This window comes from Kitasatospora sp. NPDC059747 (assembly GCF_042732955.1).
Classification (GTDB): Bacteria; Actinomycetota; Actinomycetes; order Streptomycetales; family Streptomycetaceae; genus Kitasatospora.
Genome location: NZ_JBHWGV010000011.1, coordinates 30,406 through 46,795, shown reverse-complemented (window position 1 = coordinate 46,795; position 16,390 = coordinate 30,406). Strand labels below are relative to the sequence as shown.

Sequence of the window (16,390 nt, the reverse complement as noted above, 5' to 3'; positions counted from 1 at the left end):
CCACCGAACCGACCCGAGGGGGGAGCGAGAGCACGAGAACGAAGGCGATCCCCGATGGGCTTCACCAGCCACCCCACCGTCCCCTGGAGCGAACTGCGCCGCCGCATGACCGGCGAAGCGTCGGACAAGGTCGTCCCGCTGCACCGCCCCACCCGGGACGGGGAGGCCCGAGACGGGGAGGCCCGAGACGGGGAGGCCCGAGGCAGAGAGGCCCGGAACGGAGAAGAGGCCCGGAACGGGGAGGAGGCCCGGAACGGAGAGGGACGCGACGGAGACGTTCCCCGTCCCGCCCCCCGCCCGAGCGAGCCCTGGGCCGAGTTGCACGTGCACTCCGCCTTCAGCTTCCTCGACGGCGCGAGCGACCCGGAGGATCTGGTCGCCGAGGCGCTGCGGCTGGGCGTGGAGACGCTGGCGCTCACCGACCACGACGGTCTGTACGGTGCCGTCCGGCTCGCCGAGGCCGCCCGGGGGACGGGGCTGGCCACCGCCTTCGGCGCAGAACTGACGATCCGTCACGAGGGGGGCCGTGCCGAGCACTTGCTCATTCTCGCCCGCGACCCCGCAGGCTACCGCAGCCTCTCCGCCGCGATCGCCGCCGCACAGATGGCCGGTGGCGCGAAGGGCCGGCCGGCGTACGACGTGGAGGCGCTGGCCGGGGCGCACGACGGCCACTGGGCGGTGCTCACCGGCTGCCGCCTCGGCCGGGTGCCCGCCGCCCTGTCCGCCACTCCGCCGGCGAATCCGCCCACCACCCCGTTCACGCCTACGCTCGCGCCCCCGCCCGCCGCCCCGTTCGCGCCTCCGCCCGCCCCCGGCAGCCCGGCACGCCAACTCCACACCCTCACCGAGCTGTTCGGCCGCGAGAACGTCCACGTCGAGCTGATCGACCAGCGCCTGCCCGGCGACGACCGGCGCAACGACGCCCTCGCCGCGCTCGCGGCCCGGCTGCGCCTGCCCGTCGTCGCGTCCACGAACGCGCATCACGCCGGCCCGGCCCAGGGCCGCCTCGCGCAGAGCCTGGCCGCGCTGCACGAGCGCCGCACGCTGCAGGACGCGGCCGGCTGGACGCAGGCGTCCGGCACCGCGCACCTGCGCTCGGGGCGGGAGATGGCGGCCCGCCTGGCGCGTTTCCCCGGGGTGCAGCGGGCGACCGCCGAGCTCGGCCGGAGCTGCGCCTTCGACTTCGCGAAGCTGGATCCGGAGCTGCCCGGCTACCCCGTCCCCGAGGGCGGGAGCGAGATCGGCCACTTGCGCGCCCTGGTCGCGGCCGGCGGCCCGGCCCGATTCGGAGCGGGCAACGCCGCCGCCCGGCGCCAGCTCGCCAAGGAGCTGGACGTCATCGAGGACCTCGACCTGGCCGGCTACTTCCTGATCGTGCACGACATCGTGGACTTCTGCCGCCGCGAGGACATCTGGTGCCAGGGCCGGGGGTCGGCGGCCAACTCGGCGGTCTGCTTCGCCCTCGGGATCACCGCCGTCGACCCGATCCACTACAAGCTGCTGTTCGAGCGCTTCCTGTCCACCGCCCGGGACGGGCCTCCCGACATCGACCTGGACATCGAGAACCGCCGCCGCGAGGAGGTCATCCAGTACGTCTACCGCCGTTACGGGCGCGAGCACGCCGCCCAGGTGGCCAATGTGATCACCTACCGGCCCCGCCTGGCGATCCGCGACGCGGCCCGGGTGCTCGGCTACCCGCAGGGGCAGGTGGACGCGTTCAGCCGGCAGACCGACTTCCGCTCGGCGCCCGGCGCGGACGCCGTCATCCCGGCCGACGTGCTGTCGCTGGCCGAGCAACTCCACGGATTGCCGCGCCACTTGGGCATCCACTCGGGCGGCATGGTGCTCACGAAGGAGCCGATCGGCCAGATCTGCCCGACCGAGTGGGCCCGGATGCCCGGGCGTTCGGTCCTGCAGTGGGACAAGGAGTCGACGGCCGGGGCCGGACTGGTGAAGATCGACCTGCTCGGGCTCGGCATGCTCGCCGCGCTGCACGACGCGTGCGACCTGATCGCCGAACACCACGGCCTGCGCTACGACTTGGCGTCCATCCCGGACGACGACAAGGGCGTGTACGCGATGCTGCGGCGGGCCGACACCGTCGGGGTGTTCCAGGTCGAGTCGCGGGCGCAGATGGCGACGCTGCCCCGGCTCAAGCCGGACCACTTCTACGACCTGGTGGTCGAGGTGGCGCTGATCCGCCCCGGCCCGATCCAGGGCGGTTCCGTCCACCCGTACCTGCGCCGGCGGGCTGGGGCCGAACCGGCGGGCTGCCCGCACCCGTTGATGGAGAACGCGCTCGGGAAGACGCTCGGGGTGCCGCTGTTCCAGGAGCAGATGATGCAACTCGCCATCGACTGCGCCGGGTTCACGCCCGCGGAGGCGGACCTGCTGCGGCAGGCGATGGGGGCCAAGCGGTCGCACGAGCGGGTCGCCCGGCTGCGCGAGCGGCTGCTGACCGGCATGGCGGAGCGCGGCATCCCGCCCGAGGTGGCCGAGGACGTCTACGGCAAGATCGAGGCGTTCTCCAACTACGGCTTCCCGGAGAGCCACGCGATCAGCTTCGCCTACCTGGTGTACGCGAGCGCCTGGCTCAAGTACCACTTCCCGGCGGCCTTCGCCTGCGCCCTGCTGGCCAACCAGCCGATGGGCTTCTACTCGCCGCTCAGCCTGGTCTCGGACGCGCGGCGGCACGGGGTGCGGGTGCGCGGGGTGGACGTCAACGCGAGCGGGGCGCGGCCCGGCCTGGAGCCGTACCGGGGGCCGACGCCGGAGCCTCCGCTGACGGCGGGCCGTCCGCAGCCGGCGATCCGGCTCGGGCTGGAGACGGTTCGCGGCATCGGTTCCCCGCAGGCCGAGGCGATCGTGGCCGGGCAGCCGTACGCCGGCCTGGAGGACTTCGCCCGCCGGACGGGCCTGACCGCACCCGTGCTGGAGGCGCTGGCGACGGCCGGTGCGTTCGACTGCTTCGGGCTGACGAGACGTCAGGCTCTGTGGTCGGCAGGCGCGTTCGCCGGAATATCGGCCGATCTGCTGCCCGGCACCACCCCCGGCACGGAGGCGCCGGAACTGCCCGGCCTGAGTCCGGTCGAGGAGACCATCGCGGACCTGTGGGCCACCGGCACCTCCGCCACCAGCCACCCGCTCCAGCACCTGCGCGCCCACCTGGAGCGCGGCGGCGCGCTCTCCGCGGCCCAACTCCCGGACGTCCCACCGGGGACGGCGGTGGTGGTCGGCGGCCTGGTCACCCACCGGCAGCGGCCGCCGACGGCCGGCGGGGTGCTGTTCCTCAGCCTGGAGGACGAGACCGGTCTGATCAACGTGATCTGCAACCGCCCGGTCTGGGAGTCCCAGCGCCGCACCGCCCTCGACCGGGCCGGCCTCCTCGTCCACGGCCACATCGAACGCGACCGCGGCGCCACCAACCTGATCGCCACCCGGCTCACACCACTGCGGATCGGTCTCTGAGGCCTCAGAGTCCTCGGGCCACTCAGTCGGGGTAGCGCACGAGCCCGCTCAGGTCCAGGTCGAAGTCGAACGGCTCGGGAATTCGCATGCTGTCCCCGAACTTCCGGTCGTGCCGCGCGTGGTAGCGGTCGTGGTTCGGTTCGGAGAACAGCGTGACCGTGCCCTCCCGCGGATCGATGATCAGGTAGAGCGGAATGCCCATCACCGCGTAGTCGCGGAGCTTGTCCACCCAGTCGTTCCCGGGGTTGGACGGCGAGACCACCTCGACCGCGACGAGCGCTTCCTCGGCGGGGGTGCTGTTGCCCGGCCGGGCCAGGGAGGCGATCGGAAGGTAGGTCAGATCAGGGCTGCGTCCCTTCGTCATGTCGGGGGTGGTCAGCGTGGTGTAGCCGCTGAAACCGTAGTCGTCCGGGACGTGGCGCTCGAACTGCCGCTGGACGAGCATGATGCTCAGCTGGTGAATGTTGGGCGGAGCCGCCTGCATGATCAGCGTGTCGCCGGACCATTCGACGCGGACGCCGTCGGGGGCCGTGCGCAGCACCTCCTCGACGAATTCGCGGTGCCGCTCGTAGAAGCTCATGGTGCCTCCTCCGGTAGGTGCGTTCGGCGGCCTCGCAGTCTATGCGCGAAACCACCCCGGGCCGTTCAGGCGCCGGAGGCCGGCCCGCGTCCCTTGCCAGGTGGGCCGGCGAAGACCTGGGCGATGGGGAGCCAGGCGGTGGCGGTCGGGCCGGTGGCGGTGAGGGCGAGGTCGTCGTGGTGGCGGCGCTGGGTGACCAGGAGGCAGAAGTCCAGTGCCGGGCCGCGCACCACGTCGGTGGCGTCGGCCGGGCCGAAGGTCCACGACGTGCCGTCGGGGGCGGTCAGTTCGAGGCGGACCGGGCTCTGCGGGGCGGGGCGGCCGTGCAGGGTGAAGGCGAAGCCGAGCGTGCGCAGGCCCAGGTGGGCGATGTGCCGCAGGCGGGCCGAGGGCTCGCGGGTCACCCCGAGGGCGTCGGCGACGTCCTGGCCGTGCGCCCAGGTCTCCATCAGGCGGGCGGTGGCCATCGAGGCGGGCTTCATCGGCGGGCCGAACCAGGGCAGCTTGACGTCGGCCGGGGTGCCGGCGAGCGCGGTGTGCACCGCGTCGCGTCCGGTGCGCCAGCGGGCGAGCAGGGCGGCGGGCTCCTCGGCGGCGCCCGCGACCGCGCCCTCGTCGACCGGGTCGCGGCCGGCCGCGCGGAGGTCGCCGAAGGCGGCGCCGGCGGCCGCGGTGAAGGCCTCGCCGTCGCGGGCGGCGCGGACCGTCCAGTCGTCGGTCCAGGCCAGGTGGGCGATCTGGTGCGCGACCGTCCAGCCCTCGGCGGGTGTGGGGCGGGCCCAGTCGGCCGCGGGGAGGTCGGCCACCAGCGCGTCCAGGACGGCGCTCTCGGCGCCGAGGTCGGCGAGCAGGCCGCGCAGGACGTCCTGCGGGCCGTCCTGCGGGCCGTCCTGCGGGGCGTCCTGCGGGGCGTCCTTCGAGGCATCCTGCGGGGCGTTCGGATCCGTCATCGGTTCCCCTTCCTCCGGTCCCGGCGCATTACCCGCCGGTAATCCACGGCCACGGCCGCACCCTACGCCGGGCGCGGCCGCCACGCCCGCCACTCCGCCGAATCAACGCTGCCGGACCCGCACACCGGAACCCTCGCCAGCGCCCGTGCCGCGTGTGACAATCTCGCGATGCACGCGATGCGAAGGGCAGTCTCGCGATGACAGGGGCCGCGGAGACCCTCACCGCCGCGCCCCCGGACGACCCCGGGCTCGGCGCGCGCGCCGCCGAGTTGGTCAGGGACGCCGTGCTCGGCGACCTCGCCCGCCGGGTGGTGGCGGAGTGCGGCGCCGACGTCGGCCTGGTGGGCGTGCCGGAGCCGTTGCCGGTGGCGCTGCCGGGGCACCGGGCGGGCGAGGACGGACTGGTGCTGCGGCACTGGGCCGGCACCAGGGCGGACCTGCTGCACGACCGTCCCGTCCCGGCCGGCACCGGACTGGGCGGGCGCGCGCTCGCCGAGCGGGCTCCCAGCTGGGTGCCCGACTACCGGGCCGCCACCACCATTTCGCACCACCACGACGCGGCCGTCAGCGCCGAGGGCCTGTACGCGATGCTCACGGTGCCCCTGCTGCACGGCGGCACCGTGCACGGCGTGGTGTACGCGTCGCTGCGCGCCGTCGTGCCGTTCGGGGACGTCAGGATCGCGGCCGTCGGCGAGCTGGCGGCGACCGCCACCCGGGCACTCGCCGGCGCCGCCGCCTGGGGCCGCGCGGAGCCCGGCCCCGCCGGGAAGGGCCGGGCCGCCGCCCCCGCGCGACCCCTGACCCCGCGCGAGCACGAGGTGCTGCGCTGGGCGGCGACCGGCCGGACGAACCCGGAGATCGCCGCCCGGCTGGGGCTGACCTGCAACACCGTGACCGGCTACCTGAAGTCCGCCATGCACAAGCTCGGCGTCCGCAACCGGACCGAACTCGCCGTGGCGGCCAGGGAGTCGGGACTGCTCGGCTGACCCGGACCGCCCGCGGCCCCGCCGACTCGGTCGACCTGCCTGCTCAGTCGACCTGCCGCTCAGTTGACCTGCCGCTCCTGCCCGCTCCAGTACGGCTCGCGCAGCCGGAACTTCTGCAGCTTCCCGGTGGCGGTGCGCGGCAGTTCGTCCCGGAACTCCACGGAGGTGGGCGACTTGTAGCCGGCCAGCCGCTGCTTGCAGTGCGCGATCAGCTCGGCCGCGGTGACGCCGCCGTGCCCCTCCCGGAGCACCACCAGCGCCTTGACGGTCTCGCCCCACTTCTCGTCCGGCACGCCGATCACCGCGGCCTCGGCCACCGCCGGGTGGGCGTAGAGGCAGTCCTCCACCTCGATCGAGGAGACGTTCTCCCCGCCGCTGATGATGACGTCCTTCTTGCGGTCGGAGATGGTGAGGTAGCCGTCGGTGAGGAAGCCGCCGTCGCCGGTGTGGAACCACTCGTCCCGCAGGGCCTCGGCGGTCGCCTCGGGCTGCTGCCAGTAGCCGTCCAGGACGGTGTTGGAGCGGACGAGCACCTCGCCGGACGGGTCGACCCGCAGCTGGGTGCCGAGGGAGGGGGCGCCGGCCTGCACGAGCTTCTCCGCCCGTTCGGCGGCGGGCAGGGCGTCCCACTCGGCGCGGGTGCGGTTGACGGTGACCACCGGGGAGGTCTCGGTCAGGCCGTAGAGCTGCATGAACTCCCAGCCCAGTTCGGCCTCGACACGCTGGACGACGGAGGTGGGCGGCGGGGCGCCGGCCACGATCATCCGCACCCGGTCGCGTCCGGGCACCGGGCCGTCCCAGTCGGCCGCCGCGTCCAGCACCATCTGGACGACCGCGGGCGCGCCGCACAGGAAGGTCACGCCGTGCCGGTCGATGCGGCGCAGGATCTCGGCGCCGTCGACCTTGCGGAGCACGATGTGCTGCGCGCCCAGGCCGGTGAGGGCGAACGGCAGCCCCCAGCCGTTGGCGTGGAACATCGGCAGGGTGTGGAGGTAGACGTCGCGGTCGCTCGCGCCGTAGTGCAGGCCCATGGTCGTCGCGTTGAGCCAGATGTTGCGGTGGGTGAGCTGAACGCCCTTGGGGCGGGCGGTGGTTCCGCTGGTGTAGTTGATGGTGGCGGTGTCGTTCTCGGAGATCGCGTACCGGCGGGGGGAGTTGTCGAAGTCGTAGAGGACGGCGTCGCTGTCGGCCCCGATCACGAACTTGTGCTTGGCCACCACCCCGTGCAGCGCGTCGGCGAGTTCGGGGTCGACGAGCAGGACGGAGGCGCCGCTCTGCTCGACGATGTACGCCACCTCCTCGGCCTTGAGCCGGAAGTTCACCGGCACCAGTACCCGGCCGTACCCGCTCACCCCGAAGAAGGAGGTGAGCAGCCGGGCGGAGTTGTGGGACACGATCGCGACCCGCTCGCCCGGCCCGACGCCGAGCCGGTCCAGCCCGGCGGCCTGGGCCCGGGCCAGCTCGGCGATCCGGCGGTAGTCGAGCTCGCCCCAGGGGGCGGCCGGCTGCACGGGTTCGTCGACGATCCCGACCCGGTCGCCGTAGACGAGCTCGGCCCGGTCGAGGAAGTCCATCACGGAGAGTGGAATCTGCATGCGCCCACTGTCCTCTCCGGACCGTTCCCTGCACACCCCCGATCGGGGGTGTCACCCGTCCGAACGCGGCCCCGCGGCCGCGGTGCTGACGGCCGTGGCGCCGACGGCCGTGTTCCCCGTGACTGCGTTGCCCGTCACCGCGTTCCCCGTGACCGCCTTGCCCGCCACCGCGTTCCCCGCCGCCGCCAGCGCGGCGAGCAGCCGGTCCCTGGCCTCGGTCTGGGCGGCGATCCGCCGTTCCAGGACGGCCAGCCGGTCGCGGGCGATCCCGAGGACCCGCGCGGACGGCGGCTGTGCCATGACGTCGCCGTCCAGGCAGCCCAGGAGGGGCCGGAGGTCGTCCAGGGTGAGCCCGGCGCCGAGCAGTGCGCGGATGTTGTGCACCCGGACGGCGTCGGCCTCCCCGTACTCGCGGTAGCCGTTCGGCGCGCGCCCGGCGGTGAGCAGCCCGGCCTGTTCGTAGTGCCGCAGCGCGCGGGCCGTCGTGCCGGTCAGCTCGGCCAGTTCCCCGATCCGCACCACGCACCGCCCCCGATGGCTCCGCCCGTCGCGCGTCATGCCACGAGCGCGCCCCCGTCGACCGACAACACTACTCCGGTGACGAACGACGCCTGCGGCTCGGCCAGTTGAACGATCGCCCAGGCCACCTCCGCCGGCCGGCCGATCCGGCCCAGCGGGGTGTGCGCGATCTGCCACGCGCGGACGGCGGCGCGCTGCTCGGGGCCGAACGCCGCGTGCTCGCCGATCGGCGTGTCGATCGCCCCGGGCGCCACCGCCACGACCCGGATGCCGCGCGGCGCCAGTTCGACCGCCCAGCTTCGGGTCACCGTCTCCAGTGCGGCCTTGCTCGCCGCGTACACCGCGTTGGACGGCCACCCGCGCTGCCCGACGGCGGTGCTGACGTTGACCACGACGCCCCGGCTCGCCGCCAGCGCCGGCACCGCGGCCCGCCCGAGCAGGACGGGGGCGACGAGGTTGGTGGCGAGCAGCGCCTCGACGCCCGCCCTGTCGTGGTCGCCGACGGCCTGCCCGGCGCGCACGATCCCGGCGTTGTTGACCAGGACGTCCAGCCGACCGTACCGCTCCACCGTCTCCGCGACGATCGCCTCCGGCGCGTCCGGGCCGGTGATGTCGGCGGCCAGCGGCCGGATCAGCCCGGGGTGGGTCGCGGCGGTCCCGGCGAGCGGCTCCGGCCGCCGTCCGACCGCCACCACCCGCGCGCCCCGGGCGGCGAACGCCCGCGCCGTCTCCCGTCCGATCCCCGTTCCGGCCCCGGTGACGAGGACGACGCGCCGCTCCACTGCTTCCTCTTCGGTGTTCATGCGCCCACCCTCCGACCCTGACGCCAACGACAACGTCAAGCGCGGAATGCGGAGAACCGCCGAGGAGTTGTGCCGGACCTGCTAGGAAAGTCCCGACGCACGGTCACCACCACAACGGGGAGCACCAATGAGCGACGACCAGCGGCCCGACAGCCTCTACGAGGCCGTCGGCGGCATCGAAGCGCTGCGCAGACTCAGCAACACCTTCTACGAGGGGGTCCTCGCCGACCCCCTCCTCGCACCCGTCTTCGAGCACTTCACCACCACGCACATCGAGCACGTCGCCGTGTGGCTGGCGGAGGTCTTCGGCGGCCCGGTCCGCTACACCGAGGAGCTCGGCGGCCACCAGTCGCTGCTCCGCGCCCACCTCGGCCTCGCCATCACCGAGGAGCAGCGCCTGCGCTGGATGGAGCTGATGGCCGCCGCCGTCGGCAAGGAGCTCCCGGACGACGAACTGCTGCGCCGGCGGGTGCTGGAGTACTTCGACTGGGGCACGAGGATCGCCGAGGACGTCTCGGCCTCTCCGGCCGGCACCGACCTCGGCGACCCGGGCCCGACGCCCCGCTGGGGCTGGGAGGGACTGCGGTGACCCTCGCCCCCACCGCCCTCCCGGCGGCGGGCGGCCTGCTGCTGCGCCCCTTCGAGGACGGGGACGCCCCCGCGCTGGTCGAGGCCTACCGGGACGAGACGCTGCGCCGCTTCACCCGCGTCCCGGTGGACGACGCCGACCAGGCCGCGCGCTGGCTGGAGCTGCAGCTCCGCGGCTGGTCGGAGGGCACCCGCTACAGCTTCGCGGTCCTGGACGCGGACGGGGCCGACCTGGTCGCCAACGTGGTGCTCAAGCGCGGCACCCCGGGCGGCGAGGGGGCGGAGGTCGGCTACTGGACGGCCGCCGCCGCCCGCGGCCGGGGCGTCGCACCGCGTGCGGTGGAGGCGCTGACGGCCTGGGCGTTCGCCGCGTTCGCCGACGAGGGCCTGGCCCGGATCGACCTGCTGCACCAGGTGGACAACGCCGCCTCGTGCCGCGTGGCGGAGAAGAGCGGGTACGCGTTCCGGGAGGTGCTGACGGCTCTGCCCCCGGAGTTCCCGCTCGACGGCCACCGGCACTCCAGGAATCGGCTGGACGGATTCGAACGGCCGGGGCCAGAGTAGGGGGCATGGCTTCTCTGGTACGACACGTGACGATCGATTGTGCTGACCCGTACGCTCTGGCGGGCTTCTGGGCCGAGGTGCTGGACGGCACCCTCGGCAAGGACGACAACCCCGGGGACCCGGAGGTGCTGGTGGAGTCCGCGGGGGCTGCGCTGCTGTTCATCCAGGTGCCGGACGGCAAGTCGGTGAAGAACCGGATCCACTTCGACCTCCAGCCGCAGGACCGCTCCCGGGAGGAGGAGGTCGAGCGACTGCTGGCCCTGGGCGCGCGGATGGTCGACGACCGCCGCACGGCGGACGGGCGCGGCTGGGCCGTCCTGTCCGACCCCGAGGGCAACGAGTTCTGCGTCGAGCGCAGCCAGGCCCAGCGCGTCGCCACCGGCGAGGCCTGATACCGGTCGAGATGCCGGTCGAGGCTGGTTCCGCACCGTGCGCACGGTGCGGAACCAGCCTCGGTCAGCCGCTCATCGCCGGGGAAGTGGCGACGGTCAGCCGGGGATCTGGCTGTTGCAGTTGCTCATCCACGAGCCCAGGACCTGCTGGGTGTTGTAGTCGCCCGAGCCGTGCGCCGCACGGTAGGAGTTGTAGATGTCGGCCTTGATGTCGCCGCCGGTCAGCGGGCCGACCTGGCCGTCCTGCTGCAGGTTGCTCTTCGAGCCCTGGTACGCGTACACCGCGTTGTAGGTGTTCTGGCCGAACTGGCCGTCGACCGACAGGCCGGCGTTGTCGAGGTAGTTCATGGCCTGCTGGACGCACACCACCGGCTGACCGGTGGAGCCCCACTGGATCAGGGACGCGGCGTTGGCCGTGCCGACCGCGAGGCCGAGCGCGGCGCCGGCGCCGATGGTGAGGGTAGCCGCACGAAGTGCCCACTTCTTCTGCATGTCGAGTCTCCTCAGTCGCACAAGTCGCATGGGTAACAGGAGCGTTGTCGCGTCGCTCCGGTCCCTTCGATCGTGCGCCGTCACGTCCGTGCGGACCAGGCCTTGCGGCGGGGTTGGCCGAAAGCCCGCAAGGCGGCGGGGAGTTCCCGTGCGGCGTCGCGTCCGGCCCGGTGGAAGGGCGCCGACCGGCCGACCGGTCGGTTAATTTCGACAGTGGTCGACGTATTGGCCTGGAGTCATCCGAAGTCTTTACCGACCGCCCGGCCGGGTTCGGGTCCGCGGCGGAATTCCGGCCTCCGCCCGGGCTGTCGCGACGCTCCCCGGCGACCGGTTGGCCGATAATCGCCGGTGCTTGACGGAATGTCAGGACACCGCACACCGCCACCGAACGGACAGGCAGGTACCCCATGGCCACAATCGCCGTGATCGGCGCGAACGGCACCATCGGCAGCGCCGTCGTCGCGGAGGCGCGGGCGCGCGGGCACGAGGTCGCGGCGGTGGTGCGCGATCCGGGCCGGTACCGGGGCGACGTGACGGCCGTCGAGCGCGGCGACGTACTGGACCCGGCGGACGTGGCCCGGGTCGCGGCCGGCCGGGACGTCCTGGTGAGCGCCGTGGGCGGCGGCGACGGGCCGGGGCACGCCGCGCTGATCGAGCCCGCCGCCCGGTCGCTGGTCGAGGGCCTGCGCGCGCTCGGCGGCGCCGCGCCGCGGCTGATCGCGGTCGGCGGGGCGGGCAGCCTGGAGACCGCGCCGGGCGTGCGGGTCTGGGACGCTCCGGGCCTGCCGGGGCCGGTCCTGCAGATCATGCACGCGCACGGCGAGGCCCTGGACTACTACCGGACGGTCTCCGACGTCCGCTGGACGGTGCTCAGCCCGGCCGCCGAGATCGGCCCGGGGGAGCGGACCGGCCGCTACCGGACGGGCCTGGAGCAACTGCTCGCCGACGCGGCCGGCCGCAGCCGGATCTCGGTGCCGGACTACGCGGTCGCCCTGGTCGACGAGATCGAGCAGCCCGAGCACATCGGCGAGCGCTTCACCTGCTGCGCGCTGTGAGACCCCGGCGACTACCCGAGCTGGATCGAGCGCTTCGCGAGCCCCATCCAGAAGCCGTCGATCACGCTGCGCTGGCTGTCGAGGTCGGCCTCGCCGGCGCCGAGCGTGACGAACAGCGGCGCGAAGTGCTCGGTGCGCGGGTGCGCCAGCTTCCCGGCCGGGGCCTTGTGCTCGAAGTCGAGCAGCGCGTCGAGGTCGTGCGCGGCGAGCGCGCGCCGGCCCCAGTCGTCGAACTCGGCCATGACCGAGCTGATCCGTCCGTCGCTGCTGAGCGCCCGCAGGTTGTGGGTGAAGAAGCCGCTGCCGACGATCAGCACGCCCTCGTCGCGCAGCGGGGCGAGCCGGCGGCCGATCTCCATCAGCCGCTGCGGGTCGAGCGTGGGCAGGGAGACCTGGAGGACGGGGACGTCCGCCTCGGGGTACATCTCGACGAGCGGGACGTAGGCGCCGTGGTCGAGGCCGCGGTCCGGGATGTCCTGGACGGGCGTGCCGGGGGTGCGCAGCAGCTTGCGCACGCGCTCGGCGAGCTTCGGCGCGCCGGGCGCGGCGTACTGGACCCGGTAGTAGTGCTCGGGGAACCCCCAGAAGTCGTAGACCAGCGGCACGGTGTCGACGGCGCCGAGCGCGAGCGGGGCCTCCTCCCAGTGCGCGGAGACCATCAGGATCGCCTCGGGGCGGGGGAGGTCGGCCGACCAGGCGGCGAGCTGGCCGGGCCAGACCGGGTCGTCGGCGAGCGGCGGCGCGCCGTGCGAGAGGTACAGGGCGGGCATGCGCTCGGGGGCCGCGGTGCTCATGGCGACTTCCTCTTCCTCGATCCGGCTCGATCCGGGATAGTTCAAATTTGAACCTCTACCGACCGACGGTACACCTTCGTTCGAATTTGAACAACGGGAGTAGGCTGAGCCCCATGTCCGCACCCCGTGAGCCCCGCTGGCTCGACGAGCACGAGATGGCCGCCTGGCGGGGTTTCGTCGTCGCGAGCAACCTGCTCAACCGCCGGCTGGAGCGCCAGCTCAAGGAGGACTCCGGTCTCTCGCACACCCAGTACGAGATCCTGGTGCACCTCTCCGCCGCCCCGGCCGGCTCGCTGCGGATGACCGAGCTGGCCGAGAAGCTGGTCACCTCCAAGAGCGGCCTCACCTACCAGGTCACCCAGCTGGAGCGGATGGACCTGGTCGGCCGCCGCTCCTGCCCGAGCGACGTGCGCGGCGTGATGGCCGAACTCACCGACCGGGGGCGCGAGGCGGTCCGCCAGGCCGCACCCGGACACGTCGCCCTGGTCCGCGAGCTGCTGATCGACGTGCTCACCCACGAGCAGCTCGCCGTCCTCGCCGAGGGGCTGGGCGAGGTCAGCGCCCGGCTGCGGCTCGACGACGTCCCGTAACCACCGGACCGGAGCCCCGGGCCGCGCCGGCGCCGGCACCCGTGCCGGCACCCGCGCCCACGGCAGTCCCCGCCCCTGACCCCGTCCCCGATCCCTGTGCCGGGACCGTGGCCGGCTCCGGGGCGCACAGCAGCGCCGCCCGCAGGTCGAGCCGGTCGTGGAGGCGGGCCAGATTGCGCCCGGTCAGCTCCTCGATCCGGCGGATCCGGTAGTGGACGGTGTTCACGTGGATGTGGAGCTGTTCCGCCGTCCGCGCCCACGAGCCGTCGTGGTCCAGGAACACCGCGAGCGTGCCCAGCAGGGAGACGCCGTTCTCCCGGTCGTGGGCGGCCAGCGGCGCCAGCAGCCGGGTGTGGAAGGCCGCCGTCACCTCCGCCGGGATGCCGCGCAGCAGCCCGGCCAGCGAATCGAGCTCGACCGCGCTGGCGACCGGTCCGGCCGAGCCCTCCAGCACGTAGCGGGCCTGCACCAGGGCCGCCCGCAGGGCCGCGGGGTCGGGCGGCGCGGCCGGGCCGACCCCGACCCGCAGGGCGCGCCGCCCGGTGAGCCGGGCCTGGAGGCCCGGCCGGGCCCGGCGCAGCCGCTCGGCGACCCGCTCGGCCGGCGCGGCCACCAGCGCGGCGGCCCGGCCGGCCCGGTCCGTCCCGGCCGCGAACGGCACGCCGAGCGGGTGCAGCGCCTCGGCCAGCGCGTGTGCGGCCCAGGCGGCCGGTGCGCTGCCGTCGCCGTCCGGTTCGGCCCGTGCGTCGTCGATGCGGGCGGTGACCGTCACCAGCGCCCGGGCGTCGCCCAGCTCGCAGGCCGCGAGCGGCTCGGCGAGGCCGCCGTCCCCGGCGAGGGCGTCCAGCAGCCGTCCGGCGGCCCTGTGCCGGGCGTCGGCGGCGGCGCGGTCGCGCACGGCGAGCGGGGCGAGCAGGTCGGCCAGCGCGCGCAGCATCGGTTCGGCCGCCGCGGCCCGGGTGTGCGGGCGCAGCCGCCAGCCGTCGAACGGCGAGCCGTCCTGCGGGCCGACCGGCAGTCCGGCGTCGCCGCGCACGACGGACGGCACCGGGGTGGCGGTGGCGGCGACGGGCCGGCCGCCCGCGGTGGCGATCGAGCAGTCCGGCACGCCGAGCCGGCCGACCGCGTGCGCCAGCACCTCGCCGGGTTCGGCGCCCGCGTGGATGAGGTCGAGCAGGTCGTGCCGGACGGTCTCCGGGATGGCCGCGGTGTCCTGCGAGCCGGCCCGCAGGTCGCCCCAGAGCCGCAGGTAGACGCGGTCGGTGACGGCGCGGAAGCTGGTCCCCGCGGGCACCGCGAGCAGCGGGATGCCGTGCGTGCGGCAGGCCTCGGCGAGGCTGTCGGGGATGCTGCCGTGGGTGCCCTCGCCGGCCAGCAGGGCGGCCACGCCGGCGCTGCGCAGCGCGGTCGCGAAGCGCAGCGCGCCGGTGGCATCGGCGGGTCGCCACCAGACCAGGCCGGTGAGCACGAGCTCGCCGGGCTGGAGGTAGCGGGCCGGGTCCTGGAGGTCGGTGGAGCTGATGCCGGTGACCGGGCGGTCGAGGAGGTCCGGCGTGCCCCAGGCCAGCCGGATGTCGAGGTTGTCGAGGTGCAGCAGGTCACCGACGATCATTTTTCGCCGCCTCTCGCATGTGCAAGGTTCACATTCGCATGGGCATCGTAAATGCAAGTGGCGGAGGGGTGGTTCTTCTCGTGGGATCATCCAGTGCGGGCGGTGGCGGCAGGGTGTGGAACCGGCCGTCCGGACGATTGCAGTTGCTGGCCCTGAGGCGCATCATCCATCGCAGATGCGGCTGAAAGGTTCCTTTCATCGCCGCATGTGCGAATGCCACGGATCCCGTTCGGGTAATCCTCCACCCGGGCTGCGGCGGCGCGGCCCGGGAGGAGGGCGAGCACATGACCCCGGCGAGACCCACCGTCCGGCTGCACGGGCACCTGGACCGGCCCGCCGAGCTGACCGTCGACGAGCTGCGCACCCTCCCCGCGCACCGCGTCGAGGTGAGCTTCGACTGCCGGACGGAGGGCGAGCAGCGCCACGGCTACGAGGGCCCGGCCCTGTGGGACGTGCTGCGCGCGGCCCGGCCCCGGATCGACTTCAGCGGCCGCAAGCAGCGGCTGCGCTTCCTGCTGTCGGTCGGCGGCGCGGACGGGCACCGGGCGGTCGTCTCGTGGGCCGAGATCGACCCGGACTTCGGCGGCCAGGAGATCCTGCTGGCCACCAGCATGGACGGCGCCCCGCTGGACGCCGCGGGCCCGCAGCTGGTCGTCCCGGACGACCACTGCGGAGCCCGCTACGTCAGCGGGGTCACCGACGTCTGGCTGGGCCCGCTGGGCGAGTCCGCGTCCTGAGGAAGCGCCGGACGGTTGCCCCGGGTGGCGGCCGCTCAGGCGGTCGCGAGCGAGATCTCGGTCGACTTGATCAGGGCCACGACCGACGAGCCGGCCGCGAGGCCCAGGTCGGCGGCGGCGTCGGCGGTGATCGCGGCGGTCAGCGCGCCGCCCGCGACGTCGACCTTGACCCCGGCCATCGCGCCGCCGGTGGCGACCTCGGTGACCGTGCCGGGGATCTGGTTGCGGATGCTCAGTCCGGCGACCGGACCGGTGGCCAGGGCGACCTCGGTGGACTTCACGAGGGCCTGGACGGAGCTGCCCGCACCCAGCCCGAGGTCCTTGACGGCGTCCACGGTGACCGCGGCGGTGAGCTCCTGGCCGGAGTCGAGGCGGACCTTGACGGTGGCCATCACCTCGCCGGTCGTGACGGAGCTGACGGTGCCGGGCAGCTGGTTGCGGATGCTGAGGCTCATGAGGGGTGCCTTCCGATCGTGCCCCCCGGGCGGGGGCGGGGGAGTTTCCGGCCGTGTCCAATCCCCACCTTACCGATCGGAAAACCGCAGGTCAGGCCGGGTTTGACGGTCCTTCTGGCGGCCCGTCGCAGCTGCCAGGACGATCACCTCCGAGCCCTCGCATCCGCCGCCCCGGGGGCCGGTGTTGCGTAGAGACGGGGGCCGGGGGTG

17 protein-coding genes are annotated in these 16,390 nt (G+C 74.1%); 8 read left to right on the top strand and 9 right to left on the bottom strand.

The features are described from left to right. Positions 1-54: 54 nt before the first annotated feature. Positions 55-3,468 (top strand): error-prone DNA polymerase, encoded by a 3,414-nt coding sequence (locus ACFV4G_RS07345; RefSeq protein WP_380437445.1) that lies wholly within the window; start codon positions 55-57, stop codon positions 3,466-3,468. 22 nt (positions 3,469-3,490) lie between these two features. On the opposite strand, the gene ACFV4G_RS07340 is transcribed toward ACFV4G_RS07345, so the two are convergent. Together ACFV4G_RS07340 and ACFV4G_RS07335 are read right to left on the bottom strand one after the other, a co-directional pair. Next, positions 3,491-4,048 carry a Uma2 family endonuclease gene (locus tag ACFV4G_RS07340; RefSeq protein ID WP_380437443.1) on the bottom strand — a complete coding sequence of 186 codons (558 nt, stop codon included), beginning with the start codon at positions 4,046-4,048 and terminating at the stop codon, positions 3,491-3,493. Between the two features lie 65 nt (positions 4,049-4,113). Then, positions 4,114-4,998: a TIGR03084 family metal-binding protein gene (locus ACFV4G_RS07335; RefSeq protein ID WP_380437441.1), complete on the bottom strand. Its 885-nt coding sequence runs from the start codon at positions 4,996-4,998 to the stop codon at positions 4,114-4,116. 197 nt (positions 4,999-5,195) lie between these two features. Between ACFV4G_RS07335 and ACFV4G_RS07330 the strand changes: the two genes are divergently transcribed. Next, positions 5,196-5,984: a LuxR C-terminal-related transcriptional regulator gene (locus ACFV4G_RS07330; RefSeq protein ID WP_380437439.1), complete on the top strand. Its 789-nt coding sequence runs from the start codon at positions 5,196-5,198 to the stop codon at positions 5,982-5,984. Between the two features lie 59 nt (positions 5,985-6,043). Here ACFV4G_RS07330 and ACFV4G_RS07325 read toward each other — a convergent pair whose 3' ends face one another. Genes ACFV4G_RS07325 through ACFV4G_RS07315 form a run of 3 tightly spaced genes read right to left on the bottom strand, consistent with a single transcriptional unit; the run spans position 6,044 to position 8,901 of the window. After that, the gene (locus ACFV4G_RS07325; RefSeq protein WP_380437438.1) at positions 6,044-7,579 is read right to left on the bottom strand and encodes an AMP-binding protein; all 1,536 of its coding nucleotides are present in this window, start codon (positions 7,577-7,579) and stop codon (positions 6,044-6,046) included. Positions 7,580-7,630: 51 nt separating this feature from the next. Then, positions 7,631-8,098, bottom strand: a complete 468-nt coding sequence (locus ACFV4G_RS07320; protein WP_380437570.1) for a MerR family transcriptional regulator — start codon at positions 8,096-8,098, stop codon at positions 7,631-7,633. A 35-nt stretch (positions 8,099-8,133) separates the two neighbouring features. Further along, positions 8,134-8,901: an SDR family NAD(P)-dependent oxidoreductase gene (locus ACFV4G_RS07315; RefSeq protein WP_380437437.1), complete on the bottom strand. Its 768-nt coding sequence runs from the start codon at positions 8,899-8,901 to the stop codon at positions 8,134-8,136. A 127-nt stretch (positions 8,902-9,028) separates the two neighbouring features. On the opposite strand from ACFV4G_RS07315, the gene ACFV4G_RS07310 reads away from it, so the two are divergent. From ACFV4G_RS07310 to ACFV4G_RS07300, 3 genes are read left to right on the top strand one after another with little or no spacing between them, the layout of a single operon-like run. Then, positions 9,029-9,490: a group II truncated hemoglobin gene (locus ACFV4G_RS07310; protein WP_380437435.1), complete on the top strand. Its 462-nt coding sequence runs from the start codon at positions 9,029-9,031 to the stop codon at positions 9,488-9,490. Beyond that, positions 9,487-10,053 (top strand): GNAT family N-acetyltransferase, encoded by a 567-nt coding sequence (locus tag ACFV4G_RS07305; RefSeq protein ID WP_380437433.1) that lies wholly within the window; start codon positions 9,487-9,489, stop codon positions 10,051-10,053. Before ACFV4G_RS07310 ends, ACFV4G_RS07305 begins: the two co-directional genes overlap by 4 nt. A gap of 5 nt (positions 10,054-10,058) precedes the next feature. Next, positions 10,059-10,445 carry a VOC family protein gene (locus ACFV4G_RS07300; protein ID WP_380437431.1) on the top strand — a complete coding sequence of 129 codons (387 nt, stop codon included), beginning with the start codon at positions 10,059-10,061 and terminating at the stop codon, positions 10,443-10,445. 96 nt (positions 10,446-10,541) lie between these two features. Here ACFV4G_RS07300 and ACFV4G_RS07295 read toward each other — a convergent pair whose 3' ends face one another. After that, the gene (locus ACFV4G_RS07295; protein ID WP_380437429.1) at positions 10,542-10,937 is read right to left on the bottom strand and encodes a peptidoglycan-binding protein; all 396 of its coding nucleotides are present in this window, start codon (positions 10,935-10,937) and stop codon (positions 10,542-10,544) included. Between the two features lie 407 nt (positions 10,938-11,344). Between ACFV4G_RS07295 and ACFV4G_RS07290 the strand changes: the two genes are divergently transcribed. Continuing rightward, entirely contained in the window at positions 11,345-11,992 is a 648-nt protein-coding gene (locus ACFV4G_RS07290; protein ID WP_380437427.1) for an NAD(P)-dependent oxidoreductase, read from the top strand. Between the two features lie 11 nt (positions 11,993-12,003). Here ACFV4G_RS07290 and ACFV4G_RS07285 read toward each other — a convergent pair whose 3' ends face one another. After that, a complete protein-coding gene (locus tag ACFV4G_RS07285) occupies positions 12,004-12,786 on the bottom strand; it encodes a dioxygenase (RefSeq protein ID WP_380437425.1) in 783 nt (260 codons plus the stop codon). A gap of 113 nt (positions 12,787-12,899) precedes the next feature. On the opposite strand from ACFV4G_RS07285, the gene ACFV4G_RS07280 reads away from it, so the two are divergent. Then, positions 12,900-13,376, top strand: coding sequence for a MarR family winged helix-turn-helix transcriptional regulator (locus tag ACFV4G_RS07280; RefSeq protein ID WP_380437423.1), 477 nt, complete (start codon positions 12,900-12,902; stop codon positions 13,374-13,376). Here the strand turns inward: ACFV4G_RS07280 and ACFV4G_RS07275 are convergent. Further along, positions 13,342-14,988, bottom strand: coding sequence for a PucR family transcriptional regulator (locus ACFV4G_RS07275; RefSeq protein WP_380437421.1), 1,647 nt, complete (start codon positions 14,986-14,988; stop codon positions 13,342-13,344). The genes ACFV4G_RS07280 and ACFV4G_RS07275 overlap by 35 nt on opposite strands. Positions 14,989-15,272: 284 nt before the next feature. On the opposite strand from ACFV4G_RS07275, the gene ACFV4G_RS07270 reads away from it, so the two are divergent. Continuing rightward, positions 15,273-15,725 (top strand): molybdopterin-dependent oxidoreductase, encoded by a 453-nt coding sequence (locus tag ACFV4G_RS07270; RefSeq protein ID WP_380437419.1) that lies wholly within the window; start codon positions 15,273-15,275, stop codon positions 15,723-15,725. A 35-nt stretch (positions 15,726-15,760) separates the two neighbouring features. Here the strand turns inward: ACFV4G_RS07270 and ACFV4G_RS07265 are convergent, their stop codons facing one another. Next, positions 15,761-16,180: a molybdopterin-binding protein gene (locus ACFV4G_RS07265; RefSeq protein ID WP_380437417.1), complete on the bottom strand. Its 420-nt coding sequence runs from the start codon at positions 16,178-16,180 to the stop codon at positions 15,761-15,763. Positions 16,181-16,390: the final 210 nt, after the last annotated feature.